At 63.9% G+C, this 18,782-nt stretch carries 14 protein-coding genes; 10 read left to right on the top strand and 4 right to left on the bottom strand.

What is annotated here, in order from left to right:
* Nucleotides 1-3: 3 nt before the first annotated feature.
* Nucleotides 4-816, bottom strand: a complete 813-nt coding sequence (locus tag ABM562_RS17280) for a crotonase/enoyl-CoA hydratase family protein (RefSeq protein WP_115087123.1) — start codon at nucleotides 814-816, stop codon at nucleotides 4-6.
* A gap of 158 nt (nucleotides 817-974) precedes the next feature.
* Between ABM562_RS17280 and nhaB the strand changes: the two genes are divergently transcribed.
* Nucleotides 975-2,477: a sodium/proton antiporter NhaB gene (nhaB, locus tag ABM562_RS17285; protein WP_115086886.1), complete on the top strand. Its 1,503-nt coding sequence runs from the start codon at nucleotides 975-977 to the stop codon at nucleotides 2,475-2,477.
* A gap of 25 nt (nucleotides 2,478-2,502) precedes the next feature.
* Here nhaB and zwf read toward each other — a convergent pair whose 3' ends face one another.
* Both zwf and gnd read right to left on the bottom strand, forming a co-directional pair.
* Nucleotides 2,503-4,005, bottom strand: coding sequence for a glucose-6-phosphate dehydrogenase (gene zwf / locus ABM562_RS17290; protein WP_460422746.1), 1,503 nt, complete (start codon nucleotides 4,003-4,005; stop codon nucleotides 2,503-2,505).
* Nucleotides 4,002-4,985, bottom strand: a complete 984-nt coding sequence (gene gnd, locus ABM562_RS17295; protein ID WP_460422748.1) for a phosphogluconate dehydrogenase (NAD(+)-dependent, decarboxylating) — start codon at nucleotides 4,983-4,985, stop codon at nucleotides 4,002-4,004. The genes zwf and gnd overlap by 4 nt, the downstream gene beginning before the upstream one ends.
* Nucleotides 4,986-5,182: 197 nt before the next feature.
* On the opposite strand from gnd, the gene ABM562_RS17300 reads away from it, so the two are divergent.
* Nucleotides 5,183-5,350 (top strand): DUF6026 family protein, encoded by a 168-nt coding sequence (locus ABM562_RS17300; RefSeq protein WP_166675757.1) that lies wholly within the window; start codon nucleotides 5,183-5,185, stop codon nucleotides 5,348-5,350.
* A gap of 11 nt (nucleotides 5,351-5,361) precedes the next feature.
* Here the strand turns inward: ABM562_RS17300 and ABM562_RS17305 are convergent, their stop codons facing one another.
* Nucleotides 5,362-5,505 (bottom strand): hypothetical protein, encoded by a 144-nt coding sequence (locus tag ABM562_RS17305; RefSeq protein ID WP_166675758.1) that lies wholly within the window; start codon nucleotides 5,503-5,505, stop codon nucleotides 5,362-5,364.
* Between the two features lie 301 nt (nucleotides 5,506-5,806).
* Here ABM562_RS17305 and glgA point away from each other — a divergent pair, with 301 nt between their 5' ends.
* From glgA to ABM562_RS17345, 8 genes are all read left to right on the top strand, one after another.
* On the top strand, nucleotides 5,807-7,366 hold the full coding sequence (gene glgA / locus ABM562_RS17310; protein ID WP_115086889.1) for a glycogen synthase GlgA: 1,560 nt from the start codon (nucleotides 5,807-5,809) through the stop codon (nucleotides 7,364-7,366).
* A gap of 15 nt (nucleotides 7,367-7,381) precedes the next feature.
* Nucleotides 7,382-9,160, top strand: a complete 1,779-nt coding sequence (gene treZ / locus ABM562_RS17315; protein ID WP_460422751.1) for a malto-oligosyltrehalose trehalohydrolase — start codon at nucleotides 7,382-7,384, stop codon at nucleotides 9,158-9,160.
* The gene (malQ, locus tag ABM562_RS17320; protein WP_460422753.1) at nucleotides 9,153-11,225 is read left to right on the top strand and encodes a 4-alpha-glucanotransferase; all 2,073 of its coding nucleotides are present in this window, start codon (nucleotides 9,153-9,155) and stop codon (nucleotides 11,223-11,225) included. Before treZ ends, malQ begins: the two co-directional genes overlap by 8 nt.
* Nucleotides 11,222-13,987 carry a malto-oligosyltrehalose synthase gene (locus ABM562_RS17325; RefSeq protein ID WP_460422755.1) on the top strand — a complete coding sequence of 922 codons (2,766 nt, stop codon included), beginning with the start codon at nucleotides 11,222-11,224 and terminating at the stop codon, nucleotides 13,985-13,987. The genes malQ and ABM562_RS17325 overlap by 4 nt, the downstream gene beginning before the upstream one ends.
* A gap of 18 nt (nucleotides 13,988-14,005) precedes the next feature.
* Nucleotides 14,006-14,257, top strand: coding sequence for a DUF2934 domain-containing protein (locus ABM562_RS17330; RefSeq protein ID WP_134065168.1), 252 nt, complete (start codon nucleotides 14,006-14,008; stop codon nucleotides 14,255-14,257).
* Between the two features lie 119 nt (nucleotides 14,258-14,376).
* Nucleotides 14,377-16,539, top strand: coding sequence for a glycogen debranching protein GlgX (gene glgX, locus ABM562_RS17335; protein WP_460422757.1), 2,163 nt, complete (start codon nucleotides 14,377-14,379; stop codon nucleotides 16,537-16,539).
* A gap of 64 nt (nucleotides 16,540-16,603) precedes the next feature.
* The gene (locus ABM562_RS17340; RefSeq protein ID WP_115086895.1) at nucleotides 16,604-17,398 is read left to right on the top strand and encodes an endonuclease/exonuclease/phosphatase family protein; all 795 of its coding nucleotides are present in this window, start codon (nucleotides 16,604-16,606) and stop codon (nucleotides 17,396-17,398) included.
* Between the two features lie 309 nt (nucleotides 17,399-17,707).
* A complete protein-coding gene (locus ABM562_RS17345) occupies nucleotides 17,708-18,778 on the top strand; it encodes an autotransporter domain-containing protein (protein ID WP_115086896.1) in 1,071 nt (356 codons plus the stop codon).
* Nucleotides 18,779-18,782: the final 4 nt, after the last annotated feature.

Consider the following 18,782-nt stretch of genomic DNA (forward strand, 5'->3'; position numbering starts at 1 on the left):
GCGTCAGTCGGCGAACTCGGGTTTCTGTTTGCTCATGTGGGCGGCAACCGCCACCCGCAGATCGGTGGACTGCAGCATGGCGGCGTTCCAGGTGGCGATGTACTCCAGGCCATCGTCGATGCGGTGATCGCGCATGTAGCTGATCATGTGCTTGGTGCCGGCCACGGCAAGCGGCGATTTTCCCGCAATTTCAGCGGCAATGGCAAAGACTCCGTCAAGCAGCGCCTCATTCGTGTCGAACACCCGGTTGACCAGGCCGATGCGCAGGGCTTCGTCAGCCGCGACATTGCGCCCGGTGTAGGCCAGCTCGCGCATGATGCCGTCGCCGATGATCCGTGGCAGGCGCTGCAGGGTGCCGACGTCGGCGGCCATGCCCATGTCGACCTCCTTGATCGAGAACTGCGCGTCACTGCTGCAGTAGCGCATGTCACAGGCCGAGACCAGGTCGATGGCGCCGCCGATGCAATAGCCCTGAATCGCCGCCAGCACCGGCTTGCGGCAGTTGTCCACGGCATTGAACGACGCTTGCATGCGCAGGATGGTCCGGCGCAGCAGGCGTGCGTTGCGGCCGACGTCCTTGCCCAGCTCGTTGGCCACCGAGGCCAGCAGCATCAGGTCGATACCCGCGGAGAAATGCTTGCCCGCGCCGCTGATCACCACCGCGCGCACTTCGTCGGTTTCATCGATCCAGCGGAAGATCTCGACGATTTCGCTCCAGAACGCCGCGTTCATGGCGTTGTACTTTTCCGGGCGGTTGATCTGCACGTGGGCGATGTGGTGAATCAGTTCGACCTTGAACGCTTGGTAGTCAGTCACGGTGCTTTCCTTGATGGCGGCGAGGTTGATCGCAGGACTATAACAAGGTGGCCGTCGGCGCCAAGGCCGCGCTTGTGCCAAAACCGGGACTTTTACCTTGATCTCCTTTCGCACATGCGGCACTTTGCCCAGCTGTTGAATCATAAGGATACATTTTCATGTCCCGCTCCCTGGCCGGCGCCCTGGCCCACAATTTTCTCGGTCAGTCGCCGCGCTGGTACAAGGCCACCTTGTGCCTGTTCCTGCTGCTCAATCCCCTGCTGCTGTTCACCCTTGGCCCGGTGGTGGCCGGCTGGGTGCTGGTGATCGAGTTCATCTTTACCCTCGGCATGGCGCTCAAGTGCTACCCGCTGATGCCCGGCGGCCTGCTGATGGTCGAAGCCCTGCTGCTGGGCATGACCACGCCGCAAGCGCTGTATGAAGAGCTGCAGCACAACTTTCCGGTGATCCTGCTGCTGATGTTCATGGTCGCCGGCATCTACTTCATGAAAGACCTGCTGCTGTTCGTGTTTTCGCGCATCCTGCTCGGGGTAAAGTCCAAGACCCTGCTGGCCTTGCTCTTCTGCTTTCTCTCGGCGTTTCTCTCGGCGTTTCTCGATGCCCTGACGGTCACGGCGGTGATCATCAGCGCGGCGGTAGGCTTCTACTCGGTGTATCACCGGGTCGCTTCCGGCGGCAACCCGCGGGAAGACTCGGACCTGGACAGCGACCAGCAGATCGCTCACCTGCACCGTGACGACCTGCAGCAGTTCCGCGCCTTTTTGCGCAGCCTGCTGATGCATGGCGCCGTCGGTACGGCCCTGGGCGGTGTGTGCACCCTGGTGGGTGAACCGCAGAACCTGCTGATCGGCCACGAGATGGGCTGGCACTTCGCCGAGTTCTTCCTCAAGGTTGCGCCGGTGTCGCTGCCGGTGCTGGCCGCCGGCCTGGTGACCTGCGTACTGCTGGAGAAACTGCGCTGGTTCGGCTATGGCACCCTGCTGCCGGACAACGTGCGCCAGGTGCTGGCCGCCTATGCCGCCGAAGACGACGCCCAGCGCACGACTCATCAACGTGCCGCCTTAGTGGTGCAAGGCCTGGCGGCGCTGATCCTGATCATCGGCCTGGGCCTGCATGTGGCCGAAGTCGGCCTGATCGGCCTGCTGGTGATCGTGTTGATCACCGCCTTTACCGGCATCACCGACGAACACCGCCTCGGCCGCGCGTTCCAGGACGCCATGCCGTTTACTTCGCTGCTGGTGGTGTTCTTTGCCGTGGTGGCGGTGATTCACCAGCAGCAGCTGTTTACCCCGCTGATCCAGTGGGTGCTGGCGCTGCCGGCGGATCAGCAGCCGGGCATGCTGTTTATCGCCAACGGCCTGTTGTCGGCGATCAGCGACAACGTGTTCGTCGCCACCATCTATATCACCGAGGTCAAGCAGGCGTTTGTCAACGGTGGCATGAGTCGCGAGCACTTCGAGACCCTGGCGGTGGCGATCAATACCGGCACCAACCTGCCAAGCGTGGCCACGCCCAATGGCCAGGCGGCGTTCCTGTTCCTGCTGACTTCGGCGATCGCCCCGCTGATTCGCCTGTCGTATGGGCGGATGGTGTGGATGGCGCTGCCCTACACCGTGGTCATGGGTGGCCTGGGGTGGTGGGCGGTGACTTACTGGCTGTAGGAACGGGCTTGTCCCGCGATGGGTTTCACCCGATGCGGTGCCAGACCCTCCGGTCCCGGGCCAGCAACTCATCCGCCGCCGTCGGGCCATTTTCGCCGGCGGCATAGGGCTGCACCTCGCCGCCCTCCTTCCAGGCATCGAGAAACGGTTGCACTGCGCGCCAGCCGTTCTCGATGTTGTCGGCGCGCTGGAACAACGTCTGGTCGCCGGTCAGGCAATCGTAGATCAGCGTCTCGTAGCCCGTGGACGGCTGCATCTTGAAAAAGTCCTTGTAGGCAAAACCCAGCTCGACGTTCTCCATGGCCAGGGCCGGGCCCGGGCGCTTGGCCTGCAGGTCGAACCACATGCCTTCGTTGGGCTGGATCTGGATCTTCAGGTAGTTGGGCTTGAGCCGCTCGACCTCGGTGTCGCGAAACTGGGCATAGGGCGCTGGCTTGAAGCAGATGGCAATCTCGGTATCGCGCACGCTCATGCGCTTGCCGGTGCGCAGGTAGAACGGCACGCCGACCCAGCGCCAGTTGTCGATCATCACCTTGAGCGCGACGAAGGTTTCGGTGTTGCTGTCGGGCTCGACCCGCGGCTCTTCGCGGTAACCGGGCACGTTCTTGCGCCCCTGCTTGCCCGCCGTGTACTGGCCGCGCACCGAGTGCTTCAGGGCCATGTTTTTCGACCAGGGCCGGATCGCGCCGATGACCTTGGCTTTCTCGCTTCGGACCGCATCGGCGCCAAAGGCTGCCGGCGGCTCCATGGCGACCATGGCCAGTAACTGGAACAAGTGGTTGGGCACCATGTCCCGTAATGCGCCGGTATTGTCGTAGAAGGCGCCGCGGCTTTCGACGCCGACGGTTTCGGCAGCGGTAATCTGCACATGATCGATGTAGTGGTTGTTCCAGAACGCTTCGAACAGGCCGTTGGAAAAGCGGCTGACGAGGATGTTCTGCACCGTCTCTTTGCCCAGGTAGTGGTCGATACGGTAGATCTGCTTTTCGCTCATGACCTTGAGCAGGCAGGCGTTGAGCGTTTCGGCACTGGCCAGGTCCGAGCCGAAGGGTTTTTCCACCACCACCCGGCGAAAGCCATCGGTTTCGTCGAGCAGGCCGGCGGCGCCCAGGCGCTGCACCACTTCGCTGAAAAAGCGCGGCGAGGTGGCCAGGTAGAACACCGCGTTGGCACTGGGGTTGCTGCGGATGCGTTCGGCGATGGCCTGGTAGGTGGCCTCGTCGAGAAAGTCGCCGGTCAGGTAGCCGATGCGCTTGGCCAGGCGTGCCCAGAGCTTGTCATCCAGGTACTTGCTGGCGCCTTCACTGGCCTTGTCGCGCTCGCGCATGAAGGCTTCCAGGCGCGCGGCGAATTCACGGTCGGTGGCGGCGTTATGGTCGACGCCGATGATCCGCAGGCCCTTGTCGAGCAAGCCGTCGCGGCTCAGGTTGTACAGCGCCGGCATCAACAGGCGTTTGACCAGGTCGCCGTTGGCGCCAAACAGGAACAGGTTGCAAGGCGGGGCCGCTTCGATTTGTGTTTTGCTCATTCGGCTTTCTTCTCGACATGACCACCAAAGCCGAAGCGCATGGCCGACAGCATGCGGTCGGCATAGGTGCCCTGCTGCTGGCGCGAACGAAAGCGGGCGAACAGGGCGCTGGACAACACCGGCACCGGCACCGCCTGCTCCACCGCCGCATCGATGGTCCAGCGCCCTTCACCGCTGTCTGCCACCGAGCCGCTGTAGCCACCCAGTTGCGGATCGGCCACCAGGGCATCGGCGGTGAGGTCGAGCAGCCAGGAGGTGACCACGCTGCCACGGCGCCAGACTTCAGCGATTTCGGCCAGGTTCAGGTCAAAGCGCTGCTCGGCCGGCAAGGCATCGCTGCCCTTGCTCTTGAGCAGGTCGAAACCTTCGGCATAGGCCTGCATCAGGCCGTACTCGATGCCGTTGTGGATCATCTTCACGTAGTGTCCGGCACCTGCAGGGCCGGCATGGATATAGCCTTGCTCGGCACGTTCGGCCGGGCCCTGGCGGCCCCGGGTGCGAGGGATGTCACCGACCCCGGGGGCGAGGGTTGCGAACAGCGGATCGAGACGATCGACCACGGCCTTTTCGCCGCCGATCATCATGCAGTAGCCCCGTTCCAGGCCCCAGACACCGCCCGAGGTGCCGACGTCGATATAGTGCAGGTTGCGCGTGCCCAGCTCGGCGGCACGGCGCATATCGTCCTTGTAGAAGGTGTTGCCGCCATCGATGATCACATCGTCGGCATCCAGCAGGTCGGCCAGTTGCGCAATGGTCTGCTCGGTCGGCTCACCGGCCGGCAACATCACCCACACCGCGCGTGGTTTCTCCAGCTTGCCCACCAGTGCGCCAAGGTCGTGGGCGCCATTGGCACCTTCCTTGACCAGGGTTTCCACCGCCTGGCGATCACGGTCATGCACCACCATCCGGTGCCCGCCACGCATCAAGCGCCGTGCAATATTGCCGCCCATGCGGCCCAGCCCCACGATTCCCAATTGCATGTGCGATGCTCCCCTGGAATGAAAAATGCCGGTTCAGGCCTTCAAGGTTAGTCCAGCCATCGCCCACTTGGTTCAGCGACGAACGGCAAGACACCCAGAAACAAAAAAGTTCCCATGACCGACAAAAGAATTCAGAATCGCCGCCGATCAAGCAGCTACGCTGTTAGAAAAACGACCCACCCTATGCGAGGTGTGCAATGGGAACCCTTCTGCCGAAAATGCCTGCCCAGACCCTCTACGTGACGGTTCACCGCGACGAGTTGCGTCGCCTCAAAGAAGAACGCGACCAGTTGCAACAACAAGTCGCCCGGCTCAACCTGCTGCTGCAGCAAGCGCAGGATGGCCAGGTGCCCGCTCGCGCCTGACGGCGCCGCCTCTATCGTTGGAATGGCCAGCAGTGGCTGATCAGCAGCCACCATTCCTCGCTGTTGCCGCGCGGCTGAATTTGCGCCATGACCTGCGGTACAAATGCTGCAGGTTTTCCCGCCAGCAAAAGTGACCAGCGGGTCACATATTTCACGATATCTCTCCTACACTCGGTATTCGGCCAGACATCGCCCGGAAAACTCGACTGAAATTAGTCGAAACTTCTGGAATCGCGGTAGGTCAGGAACTAAGTAGGCCATCGATTCCGCTTCAACGGACGCGGCCCACCCATCCCATATCGTCACCACGCCGTCGGCAGGACGCCGGCTTGCGTAGCGCTTGTGCGCTTGGCTTCGGGGCATGGAATGCAAGGCAAGACCACTTATAGAGAGAAGTATCAGCAGAGAAACAACAACGGGCGCCCACGCCCGCACAACATAGGGACGGAGAGAAGTATGATCAGTGCCGCTGTCGAACCTCATGTAGAGCATTTCACCCCGGATACGCGTGAGTCGCTTGGAGCGGATTTCACGCCGACAGCCAAGGCACTGGGTGCTGACCCCAGACATTCATCGAAGAAGCGCAAAGTGTTGTTCGTTACCTCGGAAATCGCCGACCTGGTCAAGACCGGCGGCCTGGGCGATGTCTCGGCGGCATTGCCACGAGCCATGCGCCACTTGCACGATGTGCGGGTGCTGATCCCCGGTTACCCGCAAGTGCTGGAGAGCGACAACCCGATCCACCTGGTCGGCGAACTGGGCGGCCACGCAGCGCTGCCGCCATGCAAGATCGGCCGCATGGACCTGGCCGACGGCCTGGTGATCTACGTGCTGATCTGTCCCGAGTTGTACCAGCGTGAAGGCACCCCCTACGGTGCCAACAACGGCCGCGACTGGCCCGACAACCATATCCGCTTCGCCCGCCTGGGCCTGGCCGCCGCGGAAATCGCTGCCGGTGAAGGCATGGTCCACTGGAAGCCCGACCTGGTCCACGCCCACGACTGGCCCGCCGGCCTGGCCCCGGCCTACATGCACTGGCGCGGCCTGCAGACCCCGACCCTGTTCACCATTCACAACCTGGCCTACCAGGGCGTGGTCAGCCGCGCCTGCTGCCCGGAGCTGGCGATTCCCAACCATGCCCTGCAGCAGGAAGGCATGGAGTTCTACGGCAAGCTGTCGTTCCTCAAGGCCGGCCTTGCCTATTCCAGCCACATCACCACGGTCAGCGCCACCTACGCCCGAGAGATCACCACGCCGTCGTTCGGCTGCGGGCTGGATGGCTTTCTAGCCAGCAAGGCTCAGCAAGGCCTGCTCAGCGGCATTCCCAACGGCATCGACGAAAGCTGGGACTCGGCCAGCGACCCGCACCTGGCCCACCCCTTCAGCCTCAACGACTGGGAGGGCAAAGCCGTCAACGCCCGGCAGGTCCGCGCGCTGTTCGAGCTGCAGCCCTCGACCGGGCCGCTGTTCGCCGTGGTCTCGCGCCTGGTGTACCAGAAAGGCCTGGACCTGACGCTGGGGGTGGCCGACTACATTGTTCGCCAAGGCGGCCAGATCGCGATCATCGGCCGCGGCGAGCCAGAAGAAGAGCAAGCCATGAGCGAACTCGCCCTGCGCTATCCCGGGCAGATCGGCGTGCGCATCGGCTTCAACGAAACCGATGCCCGGCGCATGTTCGCCGGCAGCGATTTCCTCTTGATGCCATCTCGCTACGAACCCTGCGGCCTGAGCCAGATGTATGCCCAGCGCTTCGGTTCGCTGCCGGTGGCACGCAACACCGGGGGCCTGGCCGACACCATCGAGAACGGCGTCACCGGTTTTCTGTTCGATGAGTCCACTGTCGACAGCTACCGCGAAGCCCTGAGCCGGGCGTTTTACGTGTACGGCAAGCAGAACCTGCTCAACGCCATGCGTTGCCTGGCCATGACCCAACCCTTCAACTGGTGCCAGGCCGTCGAGCCTTATGCCCGTCTCTACGAGGAATTGGTTGAAAACGCCCGTGTAACCCCACGCTGACGCGAGGTGGCAGGTATGCCCTTGAGGTCACAGGAACAAGCGACCCACGGGGCCGCGATGCTGGACAGTAGCAGCGCCCGGTTTGCCCTCTGGGCACCGGACGCGCAACGGGTTGAAGTCGAGTTCGAAGCGGGCCCGCGTGAACCTTTGCAGGCACAGGCCGACGGCTGGTTCGTCGGCCGCCTCGCCTGCAAGGCCGGTAGCCGGTACCGCTACCGGATTGACGCTGAGCAGACGGTCGCCGACCCGGCATCGCGCTACCAGCCCGAAGGCGTGCACGGCCCCAGCGAGCTGGTGGACCAGGCGGCCTACCGCTGGCAACATCCGAACTGGCACGGCCGCCCCTGGCACGAAGCGGTCATCTATGAGCTGCACGTCGGCCTGTGCGGCGGCTATGCCGGGGTCATCGAGCGCTTGCCGGCCCTGGCCGAGCTGGGTATTACCGCGATCGAACTGATGCCGATCGGGCAGCTCCCCGGGAATCGCAACTGGGGCTATGACGGCGTGCTGCCGTTCGCCCCGCAGCACAGCTATGGCACCCCGGACCAACTGCGCCAACTGATTGACCAGGCGCACGGGCATGGCCTGATGGTCGTGCTGGATGTGGTCTACAACCACTTCGGCCCGGATGGCAATTACCTCGGCCGCTACGCCAGCGGGTTTTTCCGTGATGATCGCCAGACCCCCTGGGGCGCGGCGATCGATTTTCGCCGCCGCCAGGTGCGCGATTTCTTTATCGAGAACGCCCTGATGTGGCTGCAGGACTACCGCGTCGATGGCTTGCGCCTGGACGCCGTGCATGCCATCGACGATCCGGACTTTCTCGCCGAACTGGCGCGCCGGGTGCGCAGCCAGATCACCCCGGGGCGTCAGGTATGGCTGAACCTTGAGAACGAACACAACCAGGCGCACCTGCTTGAACAGGGCTTCGATGCGCAGTGGAACGACGACGGTCACAACGCCCTGCACGTGCTGCTCACCGGCGAACAGGAGGCGTATTACGCCGACTACAGCGAGTCGACCATCGAGAAGCTGGCGCGCTGCCTGAGCCAGGGCTTTGTCTTCCAGGGCCAACCCGACCGCAACGGCCGTCCCCGCGGCGAGCCCAGCGGGCACTTGCCGCCCACAGCCTTCGTGCTGTTCCTGCAAAACCACGACCAGATCGGCAACCGCGCGTTCGGTGAGCGCCTGAACCAGCTGTGTCCGCCGCAGGCCTTGCGGGCAGCCACCACCCTGTTGTTGCTGTCGCCGATGATCCCGCTGTTGTTCATGGGCGATGAATGGGGCTGCGAGCAACCTTTCGTATTTTTCACCGACCATCACGACGAACTTGCCGACGCCGTGCGCGAAGGGCGACGGGCCGAATTTGCCGGCTTTGCCGCCTTCCAGGACGCAGCCGCCCGGGCACGCATTCCCGACCCCAACGCCATCAATACCTTTAACGCCTCACGGCCACGCCCGCCTGAATCGCGCCAGCGACCCTGGCTACAGTTCTACCGGCAGTTGCTGGCTCTGCGCGCCCGGCACATCGTCCCGCACCTGCCGGGTATCCATGCCCTCGGCGCACATGTGCTGGGGCCACAGGCCCTGAGTGTGCGCTGGCAATTACAGCAGGGTGGCGAGCTGCGTATCGACCTGAACCTGGGCCCGACTGCGCAACTTGCCGATCTTCCCGATGGCCCTTCGCGGCTGTTCACCTGCAGCCAGGCCAGTGTCGGCACTACACAACTACCGCCTTACACCACCCTGGTCAGCCTGACGCCGACCACCCCAGCGGAGCCTGCCCATGACTGACTCACGCTTGCAGCAACTGGCCGAACTGGCAGGCCTGGCAGTGGACTGGATCGACGCCAATGGCCGTGCCCAGCGAGTCAACGACCCGGCGCTGCAACGGGTTCTGGCAGGGCTTGGCCACCCGGCAGGCAGCGCTGAAGCGATCGAAGTCAGCATCCAGGCCCTGCTCAGCGCCCACGATGCCCGCCACCTGCCGCCGCTGTTGACGGTCGACCAGGACCTGGCACTTGAGCTGTCCGGCTATTTCCCTGCCGCGATGGATTGCCGGGTGCAGCTTGAGGATGGCAGCGAACAGTTGCTGCAATTGGACGCTCAGGCCAGGCTTCCCGCCGGGTTGCCCATCGGCTATCACCAGGTGCAAATCGACCGGCAGCACTTTACCCTGGCCGTAGCACCGGCACGCTGCTACAGCATTGCCGATGCCCTCGACACACCGACGCCGCGCTGCTGGGGCCTGAGTGCCCAGCTGTACAGCCTGCGTCGCCCCGACGACGGTGGCTATGGTGACTGCCTGGCCCTCGAAGCGCTGGTACGCAGCGCCGCCGAGCGTGGTGCCGATGCCCTGGCGATCAGCCCCCTGCACGCCATGTTCGCCAGCGACACCCAGCGCTACAGCCCTTACTCGCCGTCCAGCCGGCTGTTTCTCAACAGCCTCTATGCCAGCCCCGCGGCGCTGCTCGGTGATCGCGCCGTGCGCATGGCCATTGAAGCCTGTCAGTTGCATGGCCCACTGGAGCAGCTTGAACAGCTGCCGCTGATCGACTGGCCCCAGGCAGCGTCGTTCCGCCAGCGCCTGCTGCGGGCGCTGTATCGCGACTTTATCGCCGCCGAGCACCCGTTGTTCGCCGATTTCGACAGCTATCGCCAGCACGCAGGTCCCGCCCTTGAACGTCATTGCCGTTTCGAGGTGCTGCTGGAACACGCGCTCAAGCGCGATATCGGCCAGGACTGGCGCGACTGGCCCGCCGCCTGGCACGACCCGCACAGCCCGGAGGTGAGTGCGTTCGCCCGCCAGCACAGCGAAGAGGTGGAGTTTCACGCCTTTTGCCAATGGTTGATCGAACGCAGCCTGCAGCGCGCCCAGGATGCGGCACGCAGCAATGGCATGAGCATCGGCCTGATCGCCGATCTGGCGGTGGGGGCCGACGGCGCCGGCAGCCAGGCCTGGAGCCGCCAGGACGAGCTGCTGGCCGGCCTCAACGTCGGTGCCCCGCCCGACATCCTCAATCGCGCCGGGCAGAACTGGGGCATCTGCGCGTTCTCGCCCGAAGGCCTGCGGCGCAACGGCTACCGCGCCTTTATCGAAATGCTGCGGGCCAACTTCGCCCATGCTGGCGGCTTGCGCATCGACCACGTGATGGGCCTGCAACGCCTGTGGCTGATTCCCCAAGGCGCCACCCCGGCCGAAGGCGCCTATTTGCATTACCCGCTCGATGATCTGCTGCGCCTGCTGAGCCTTGAGTCGGTGCGCCACCAGGCCATCGTCCTCGGCGAAGACCTGGGCACCGTGCCCGACGGCCTGCGCGAAAAGCTCGCCGCACGGGCGATCCTTGGTATGCGCGTACTGTTGTTCGAACAGGACCCGCCCGGCCATTTCAAACCCATCCTCGACTGGCCCGACAGTGCCCTGGCCACCACCAGCACCCATGACTTGCCGCCGTTGGCCGGCTGGCTGCAGGCGCGCGATATCGACTGGAACCAGCGCCTGACCCTGATCGACGGCATCACCGAACGCCACTGGCGCGAAACCCGCCAACACGAACGCCAGGGCCTGCGGCGGATCCTTGAGCAGAACTACGGCCAGCCCCTGCAAGACAGCGACGCCCTGATCGATGCCAGCATCCGCTACCTCGGCCATACCCGCGCGCCGCTGGTGCTGGTGCCGCTGGAAGACCTGCTGGGCATCGACGAGCAACCCAACCTGCCGGGCACCACCGACAGCCACCCGAACTGGCGCCGGCGTTTTGCCCTGACCGCTACCGGCCTGCTCGACGACGAGGACGCGGCGCGGCGCCTGGAGCTGCTGGCGCAAGCCCGCGAACAAGCCTGGGAGCGTGACCGATGAAAGCCCTGACGGCGACCCTGCGCCTGCAGTTTCATGCCGACTTCAGCCTCGACGATGCCGTGCCTCTGGTGCCCTACTTCGCCCGCTTAGGTATCAGCCACCTGTACGCCTCGCCGCTGCTGCGCGCCCGCCCCGGCTCGCGTCATGGCTACGATGTGGTCGACCCCGGCCAGGTCAGCCCGGAGCTGGGCGGCGAAGCGGCGCTGGAGCGGCTGGTGGCAGCGCTACGCCTGCATGGCATGGGGCTGATCCTCGACATGGTCTCCAACCATATGGCTGTCGGCAGCGACAATCCCTGGTGGCAGGACCTGCTGGCCTGGGGCCGGCGCAGCCGTTATGCCGAATTCTTCGACATCCAGTGGCACTCGCCGGACCCGTTGCTCGAAGGCCAGCTGTTGCTGCCGTTTTTGGCCAGTGACTACGGTGCGATGCTACAGGCCGGAGAAATCCCCCTGCGGTTCGATGCCGCTACGGGCCAGTTTCATATCCAGCACCACGAACACCGTTTTCCGATCTGCCCCGCAGATTATGGGGTGATTCTCACCAACGGCGGCGCCGCCCTGCAGGAGCTGGGTACACGCTTGAGTGGTTTGCGCAGCGGTGCCGATGCGCCGCTGCGGGCCAGGCCACTGCTGGCTGAGCTGGCAGCAGTGGCCCGGCAGCAGCCTCTGGACGATGTGTTCACTGCGTTCGACAGTCGTATGCCTGAAGGCTTCAAGCGCCTGCACGCCCTGCTCGAACGCCAGCCCTATCGCCTGGCCAGCTGGCGCACCGCCGGCGACGATATCAACTGGCGACGCTTCTTCGACGTCAATGAGCTGGGCGGCCTGCGGGTGGAGCGTGCGGCGGTGTTCGAGGCCACCCACAGCAAGGTGTTCGAGCTGATCGGCCGCGGCCTGGTCGACGGCCTGCGGGTTGACCACATTGACGGTCTGGCCGACCCCCGTGGCTACTGCCGCAAGCTGCGCCGCCGGGTCGACGGGCTGCTGGCCCAGCGCCCGCTTGAGGCGGCGCTGGAGCACTTTCCGATTTTTGTCGAGAAGATCCTCGGTGCCGACGAGCAGTTGCACCGCGACTGGCAAGTCGACGGCACCACCGGCTACGAATTCATGAACCAGGTCTCGCTGTTGCAGCACGACCCGGACGGCGAAGGCGAACTGGCAGCGCTGTGGAGCGCGGTGAGCGACCGCCCGGAGTTTACCGAGGAAGTGCGCCTGGCTCGCCAGCAGATCCTCAGCGCCAGCCTGGCCGGCGATTTCGAATCGGTGTCCCAGGCATTGTTGCAGGTTGCCCGTGACGACCTGATGAGCCGCGACCTGACCTTCGGCGCCATTCGCCGCGCCCTGCAGGCACTGATCGAGCACTATCCGGTGTACCGCACCTACATCAATGCTTGCGGCCGTCCCGCAGAAGACGAAGCGTTCTTCCAGCAGGCCATGCGCGGTGCCCGCCAGTGCCTGAGCGAGGCCGACTGGCCGGTGCTCGATTACCTGCAACGTTGGCTCGGTGGCGAACCCTGGTGCCGCTTGCCGCCAGGACGCCCGCGCAAGCACCTGCGCCATGCCTGCGTACGCTTTCAGCAGCTGACTTCACCCACGGCCGCCAAGGCCGTGGAAGACACCGCCTTCTACCGCTCGGCGCTGCTGCTGTCGCGTAACGATGTCGGCTTTGATGCCGAGCGTTTCAGTGCGCCGATCGAAGACTTCCATCAGCATTGTCTTGTGCGCCTGGAGCAGTTCCCGGACAACCTGCTGGCCACCGCCACCCATGACCACAAACGCGGTGAAGACACCCGTGCGCGCCTGGCGGTGCTCAGCGAACGCAGCAGCTGGTTTGCCAGCCGGGTCGAACACTGGCGTGAACTTGCCAGTCCCTTGCGCAGCACGCTGGCCGACGGCGAGGCACCGGGCGCCGCTGATGAACTGCTGCTGTACCAGACCCTGCTCGGGAGTTGGCCGCTGGACCTGGACGAGAACGATCCGACGGCGCTCGAAGCCTATGCCCAACGCTTGTGCCAGTGGCAGCGCAAGGCCCTGCGCGAGGCCAAGTTGCGCAGCAGCTGGAGCGCACCCAACGAGGCCTATGAGCGGGCTTGCCTGGACTTCATCGACACCCTGTTGCTGGAGCGCGCCAGCCAGCAGTTGCGGCACTCACTGGCCGAGGCGGCGCAGGCGATCGCTTGCCCGGGCGCCCTCAACAGCCTGGCGCAGTGCCTGCTGCGCATGACCGCGCCAGGCGTGCCCGACCTGTACCAGGGCAACGAATTCTGGGATTTCAGCCTGGTCGACCCTGACAACCGCCGCCCGGTGGATTTTGCCAGCCGCCGTCAGGCGCTGGTGGACGGCACCACAACGGCGCAGCGGCTGCAGGACTGGCGCAGCGGCCGGATCAAACAGGCGCTGATCAACCAGGTGCTGGAGTGGCGTCAACAATACCCGCAGCTGTTCCTGCGCGGTCAGTACCTGCCGCTCGAAGTGCGCGGCAGACACGCCGACCGGGTCCTGGCGTTTGCCCGCGTGACGGCTGGCGAGCGCGCCATTGTCGTCGTGCCGCGCCTGGCCTGGGGCTTGCTTGCACAGTCCCCGACCCCCCTGATCCCGGCACAGAACTGGGACGATACCCGGCTGATCCTGCCGTTTGCCTTGTCGCCTGCCACTTGCTCGGGACTTTTTGCCACGGGCGCAGTCACAGCCTCAAAGGAGCTGTGGCTGAGCACTGCACTCAAGGAGTTTCCGGTCAATCTGTTCGTTGAACATACTTAAGTCCTCAGGAGCGTAGAGATGAGTGTCGAAGAAAAACGTATCCGTGAATTCGCCTATCAGATCTGGGAGTCGGAAGGTAAGCCCGAAGGCCAGGAAGAGCGGCACTGGGCGATGGCGCGCAAGCTCGCCGAAGCCGAAGCGCTGGCACCCAAGGTGACGCCACGCAAGCCAGCCAAGGCGCCGGCGGCCAGCACCAGCAAGGCCAAACCGGCCAGCGCGGCGGCGGCGCCGAAAAAGCCCAGGGCAGCCAAGAAGCCACCGGTGGCTTAAGCCGTTGAAAGCATCGCTGGCAAGCCAGCTCCCACAGGGGCTGCTTGCACCGAATCCTGTGGGAGCCGGCTTGCCGGCGATGGGCTGCAGAGCAGTCCCAGCCTCATCAAGGAGCACAAATGACCATCCGCAAAGCCAAGCCTGCCGCCGAAGTTCACCTCGAACCCTCGCGCATCCGCGAAGGCCTGCCCTTCCCCCTGGGTGCTACCTGGGATGGGCTGGGGGTCAACTTCGCGCTGTTCTCGGCCAACGCCACCAAGGTCGAGCTGTGCCTGTTCGATGCCAGCGGCGAGGTCGAGCTCGAACGTATCGAGCTGCCGGAATACACCGATGAGATCTTCCACGGCTACCTGCCCGACGCCCACCCCGGGCAAATCTACGGCTACCGGGTACACGGCCCGTACGCCCCGGAAAACGGCCACCGCTTCAATCCCAACAAGCTGCTGATCGACCCCTACGCCAAGCAACTGGTCGGTAGCCTGAAATGGTCCGAAGCACTGTTCGGCTACACCATCGGCCACCCCGATGGCGACCTCAGCTTCGATGAGCGCGACAGCGCGCCGTTCGTACCCAAGTGCAAGGTCATCGATCCGGCCTACACCTGGGGCCGCGACCAGCGCGTGGGCATCCCCTGGGAGCGCACCATCCTCTACGAAGCCCATGTGCGCGGCATCAGCATGCGCCACCCGGCGGTGCCGGAGGCCAACCGCGGTACCTTTGCCGGGCTGATGTGCGACGAGTTGCTCGGCCATATCAAGCAGCTCGGGGTATCGTCGATCGAGCTGCTGCCGATTCATGCCTTCGTCAACGACCAGCACCTGCTGCAAAAAGGCCTGAACAATTACTGGGGCTATAACAGCATTGCGTTTTTTGCCCCACACCCGCGCTACCTGGCCAATGGCAAGATCGCCGAGTTCAAGGAGATGGTCGCGCACCTGCATGACGCCGGCCTCGAGGTGATTCTCGACGTGGTCTACAACCACACTGCCGAGGGCAACGAGCTAGGACCGACCCTGTCCATGCGCGGCATCGACAACTCGTCCTATTACCGCCTGATGCCCGACGACAAACGCTTCTACATCAACGATTCCGGCACCGGCAACACCCTCGACCTCAGCCACCCCTGCGTGCTGCAACTGGTTACCGACTCGCTGCGTTACTGGGCCGGCGAGATGCACGTGGACGGTTTCCGCTTCGACCTGGCGACCATTCTCGGGCGTTATCACGAGGGCTTTGACGAACGTCACAGCTTCCTCGTCGCCTGTCGTCAGGACCCGTTGCTCAGCCAGGTCAAACTGATCGCCGAACCCTGGGACTGCGGCCCGGGAGGTTATCAGGTGGGCAACTTCGCCCCCGGCTGGGCGGAATGGAATGACCGCTTTCGCGATACCGTGCGGGCCTTCTGGAAAGGCGACGAAGGCCAACTGGCCGACTTCTCCGCGCGCATGACCGCCTCCGGCGAGCTGTTCAACCGCCGCGGGCGCAGGCCCTATGCTTCGGTCAACTTCATCACCGCCCACGACGGGTTCACCCTGCGTGACCTGGTGTCGTACAACGACAAGCACAACCTGGACAACGACGAAGACAACCAGGATGGCAGCAACAACAACCTGTCCTGGAACCATGGCGTCGAAGGCCCCACCGACGACCCCGAGATCAAGGCCCTGCGCCTGCGCCAGATGCGCAACTTCTTCGCCACCCTGCTGCTGGCCCAGGGCACGCCGATGATCGTCGCTGGCGACGAGTTCAGCCGTACCCAGCACGGCAACAACAATGCCTACTGCCAGGACAGCGAAATCGGCTGGGTCAACTGGGAACTGGATGACGATGGCGCGGCGCTGCTCAAGTTCGTCAAGCGCCTGACCAAGCTGCGCCTGGCCTATCCGGTGCTGCGCCGCTCGCGTTTTCTGGTCGGTGACTACAATGAGGCGATCGGGGTCAAGGACGTCACCTGGCTGGCGCCGGACGCCAGCGAGATGAGCGTCGAGCAATGGCAAGACGCCCACGGGCGCTGCCTGGGCATGCTGATGGATGGCCGTGCCCAGGTCAGCGGTATTCTGCGCCCCGGCGCCGATGCCACCTTGCTGCTGATCGTCAACGCTCATCACGAAGCGGTCGCCTTCACCCTGCCCGAGGTGCCGGAGGGCGAATACTGGAACTGCCTGATCGACACCGACCGACCACAATTGCGCAAAGGCGAGCATCATGACTTTGGCAGCGAGTTTCAGGTCAGCGGGCGCTCGCTGCTGTTGCTCGAGCTGTACCGCGACGACGATGCCTGAATGCCGGGGAACTGGAGGTTCCCCGGCAAGTCCGATGCTATAGATTTGTCGACTAGGAGTAACCGTGAGCGTCGAATCGGACACCAGCAACACCGCCACTGCCCGCCAGGCTGCTGCGATCAAGCGCCTGCGGGTACTGACCGTCAATACCCACAAGGGCTTTACCGCCTTCAACCGCCGCTTCATCCTCCCCGAACTGCGTGAAGCGGTGCGCAGTACCCGCGCCGATATCGTCTTCCTCCAGGAAGTGCTCGGTTCCCACGACCGCCATGCCGCGCGCTACGCCGGCTGGCCGCAGACCTCGCAGTACGAATTCCTGGCCGATAGCATGTGGAGCGATTTCGCCTACGGGCGTAATGCCGTGTACCCGGACGGCCATCACGGCAATGCGCTGTTGTCCAAGTACCCGATCATCGAACACCGCAACCTTGATGTCTCGATTACCGGCCCCGAGCGCCGCGGGCTGCTGCACTGCGTGCTGGACGTGCCCGGGCAGAGCGAGGTGCACGCCATTTGCGTGCACCTGTCGTTGCTCGAAAGTCATCGGCAAAAACAGCTGCAACTGCTGCGGCGTCTGCTGGACTCGCTGCCGGCCGACGCCCCGGTGATCATCGCGGGTGACTTCAACGACTGGAAACTGCGCGGCAATCGCACCCTGAACCTGCACCGCGACCTGCACGAAGCCTTCGAGCGCCATCACGGCCTGCTCGCACGAACCTACCCTGCCCGCCTGCCACTGCTGCGTCTGGACCGTATTTACCTGCGCAATGCCAACAGCCATGCCCCGCAAATCCTCGGCAACAAGCCCTGGAGTCACCTCTCCGATCATCTGCCATTGGCGGTGGAAGTGCAGCTTTAGCAATGATTCGGCATAGCCGCGACCCTGGAAAGAGCGGTTGCGGCTATCAGATGTATATTTTTGTTTGATTTCAGCCTATTGGCGCTTCCAATAGCTTGATAACGGTTGTTTCACGCTTTCTTGACGCACGCCCCGTCCTCTCCTTAGCTAGAAGTAATGCAGCAACTGCAGACTCCATTCCGAACCTCTAGCTCGCGCTTTTCAGCGCGTGGCAGGGAGCGGTTTGCTGGTTTGGGTCGCCCTCTGGTTATGCCTTACAGCCGTGACATCAGGCCAGACCTTGGCTGTTAAACACAGAGGAGATCCGCCATGAAAAAAACTCCAAATCCTACGGGCTTTGAGTATGTTTTCTATGCGGTTTCCACGTCGCTGCTCTTGGCAACCCCGTTGGAAACCCATGCATTGGGCCTGGAGGATAACGACCCGTTGATTAATCTTGTGCAAGCCCAGCCTGTACTCTCGCTGACCCCGGTCAGCGCCAGCGGCTTGGGCCTCGGTGCCCTTGGCGCCTTTTCCGAGCGCCTGGCCGAGCGCAACGCCCCGGCCGCCACCGACAGCATCGCCAGCCAGTGGGCGCAGTTTTTCCCGACGCCGGTGCGTACCCCGGGCCCGGAAATCGATCAACTCGATACCCCGAACCAGAGCCTGCAGATCAGCCCGGACCTGTTCATTCGTGAAACAGCCGGCGGCAATACTCACCGTGCCGGTTTCTTCGTCGGCCACAGCACCCTGCAAAGCGGTTTTGACGGCCTGCGCAGACCCCAGGTCGGTGACCAGAAGACCGTCGTCAACCTCGACGGTGAAAGCCTGGGTGTGTACTGGAGCATGACCCACGACCAGGGCTGGCACCTGGATGCAGTGGCCATGGGTACACGCTTCGATATCAATGGCCGCAGCGAAACCGGCCAGCGCCTGGACGGCAACGGCCATGCCCTGACGCTGTCGATCGAAGGCGGCTACCCCATCAGCCTGGGCAGCAACTGGACCCTGGAGCCGCAAGCGCAGTTGATCAACCAGCAGTACTTTCCGGGCAGCCAGAGCCAGACTGACACACAGGAAGCGTTCGACCAGCAACCGAACTGGACCGGGCGGGTCGGTGCCAGGTTGTCGGCACGCTACAACGTGCACGGCATGCCGATCGAGCCGTTCGTACGTACCAACGTCTGGTATGACTTCACCAACGCTGAAACCGTGAGCCTGGGCCAGGTCGACAAGATCAGTAGCGGACGCAACTCCGCCACCGTCGAGTTGGGGTTGGGCCTGGTGGCGCGGGTAACGCCGAAGGTCGCGCTGTTTGTCAGTGCCGATTACAGCAGCGATGTGGACGACAATGACTTGAATGGCTTGATCGGCAACCTGGGGATCAGGGTGCGCTGGTAAAGGC

The sequence above is a fragment of the Pseudomonas sp. ZL2 genome (genome assembly GCF_054788455.1).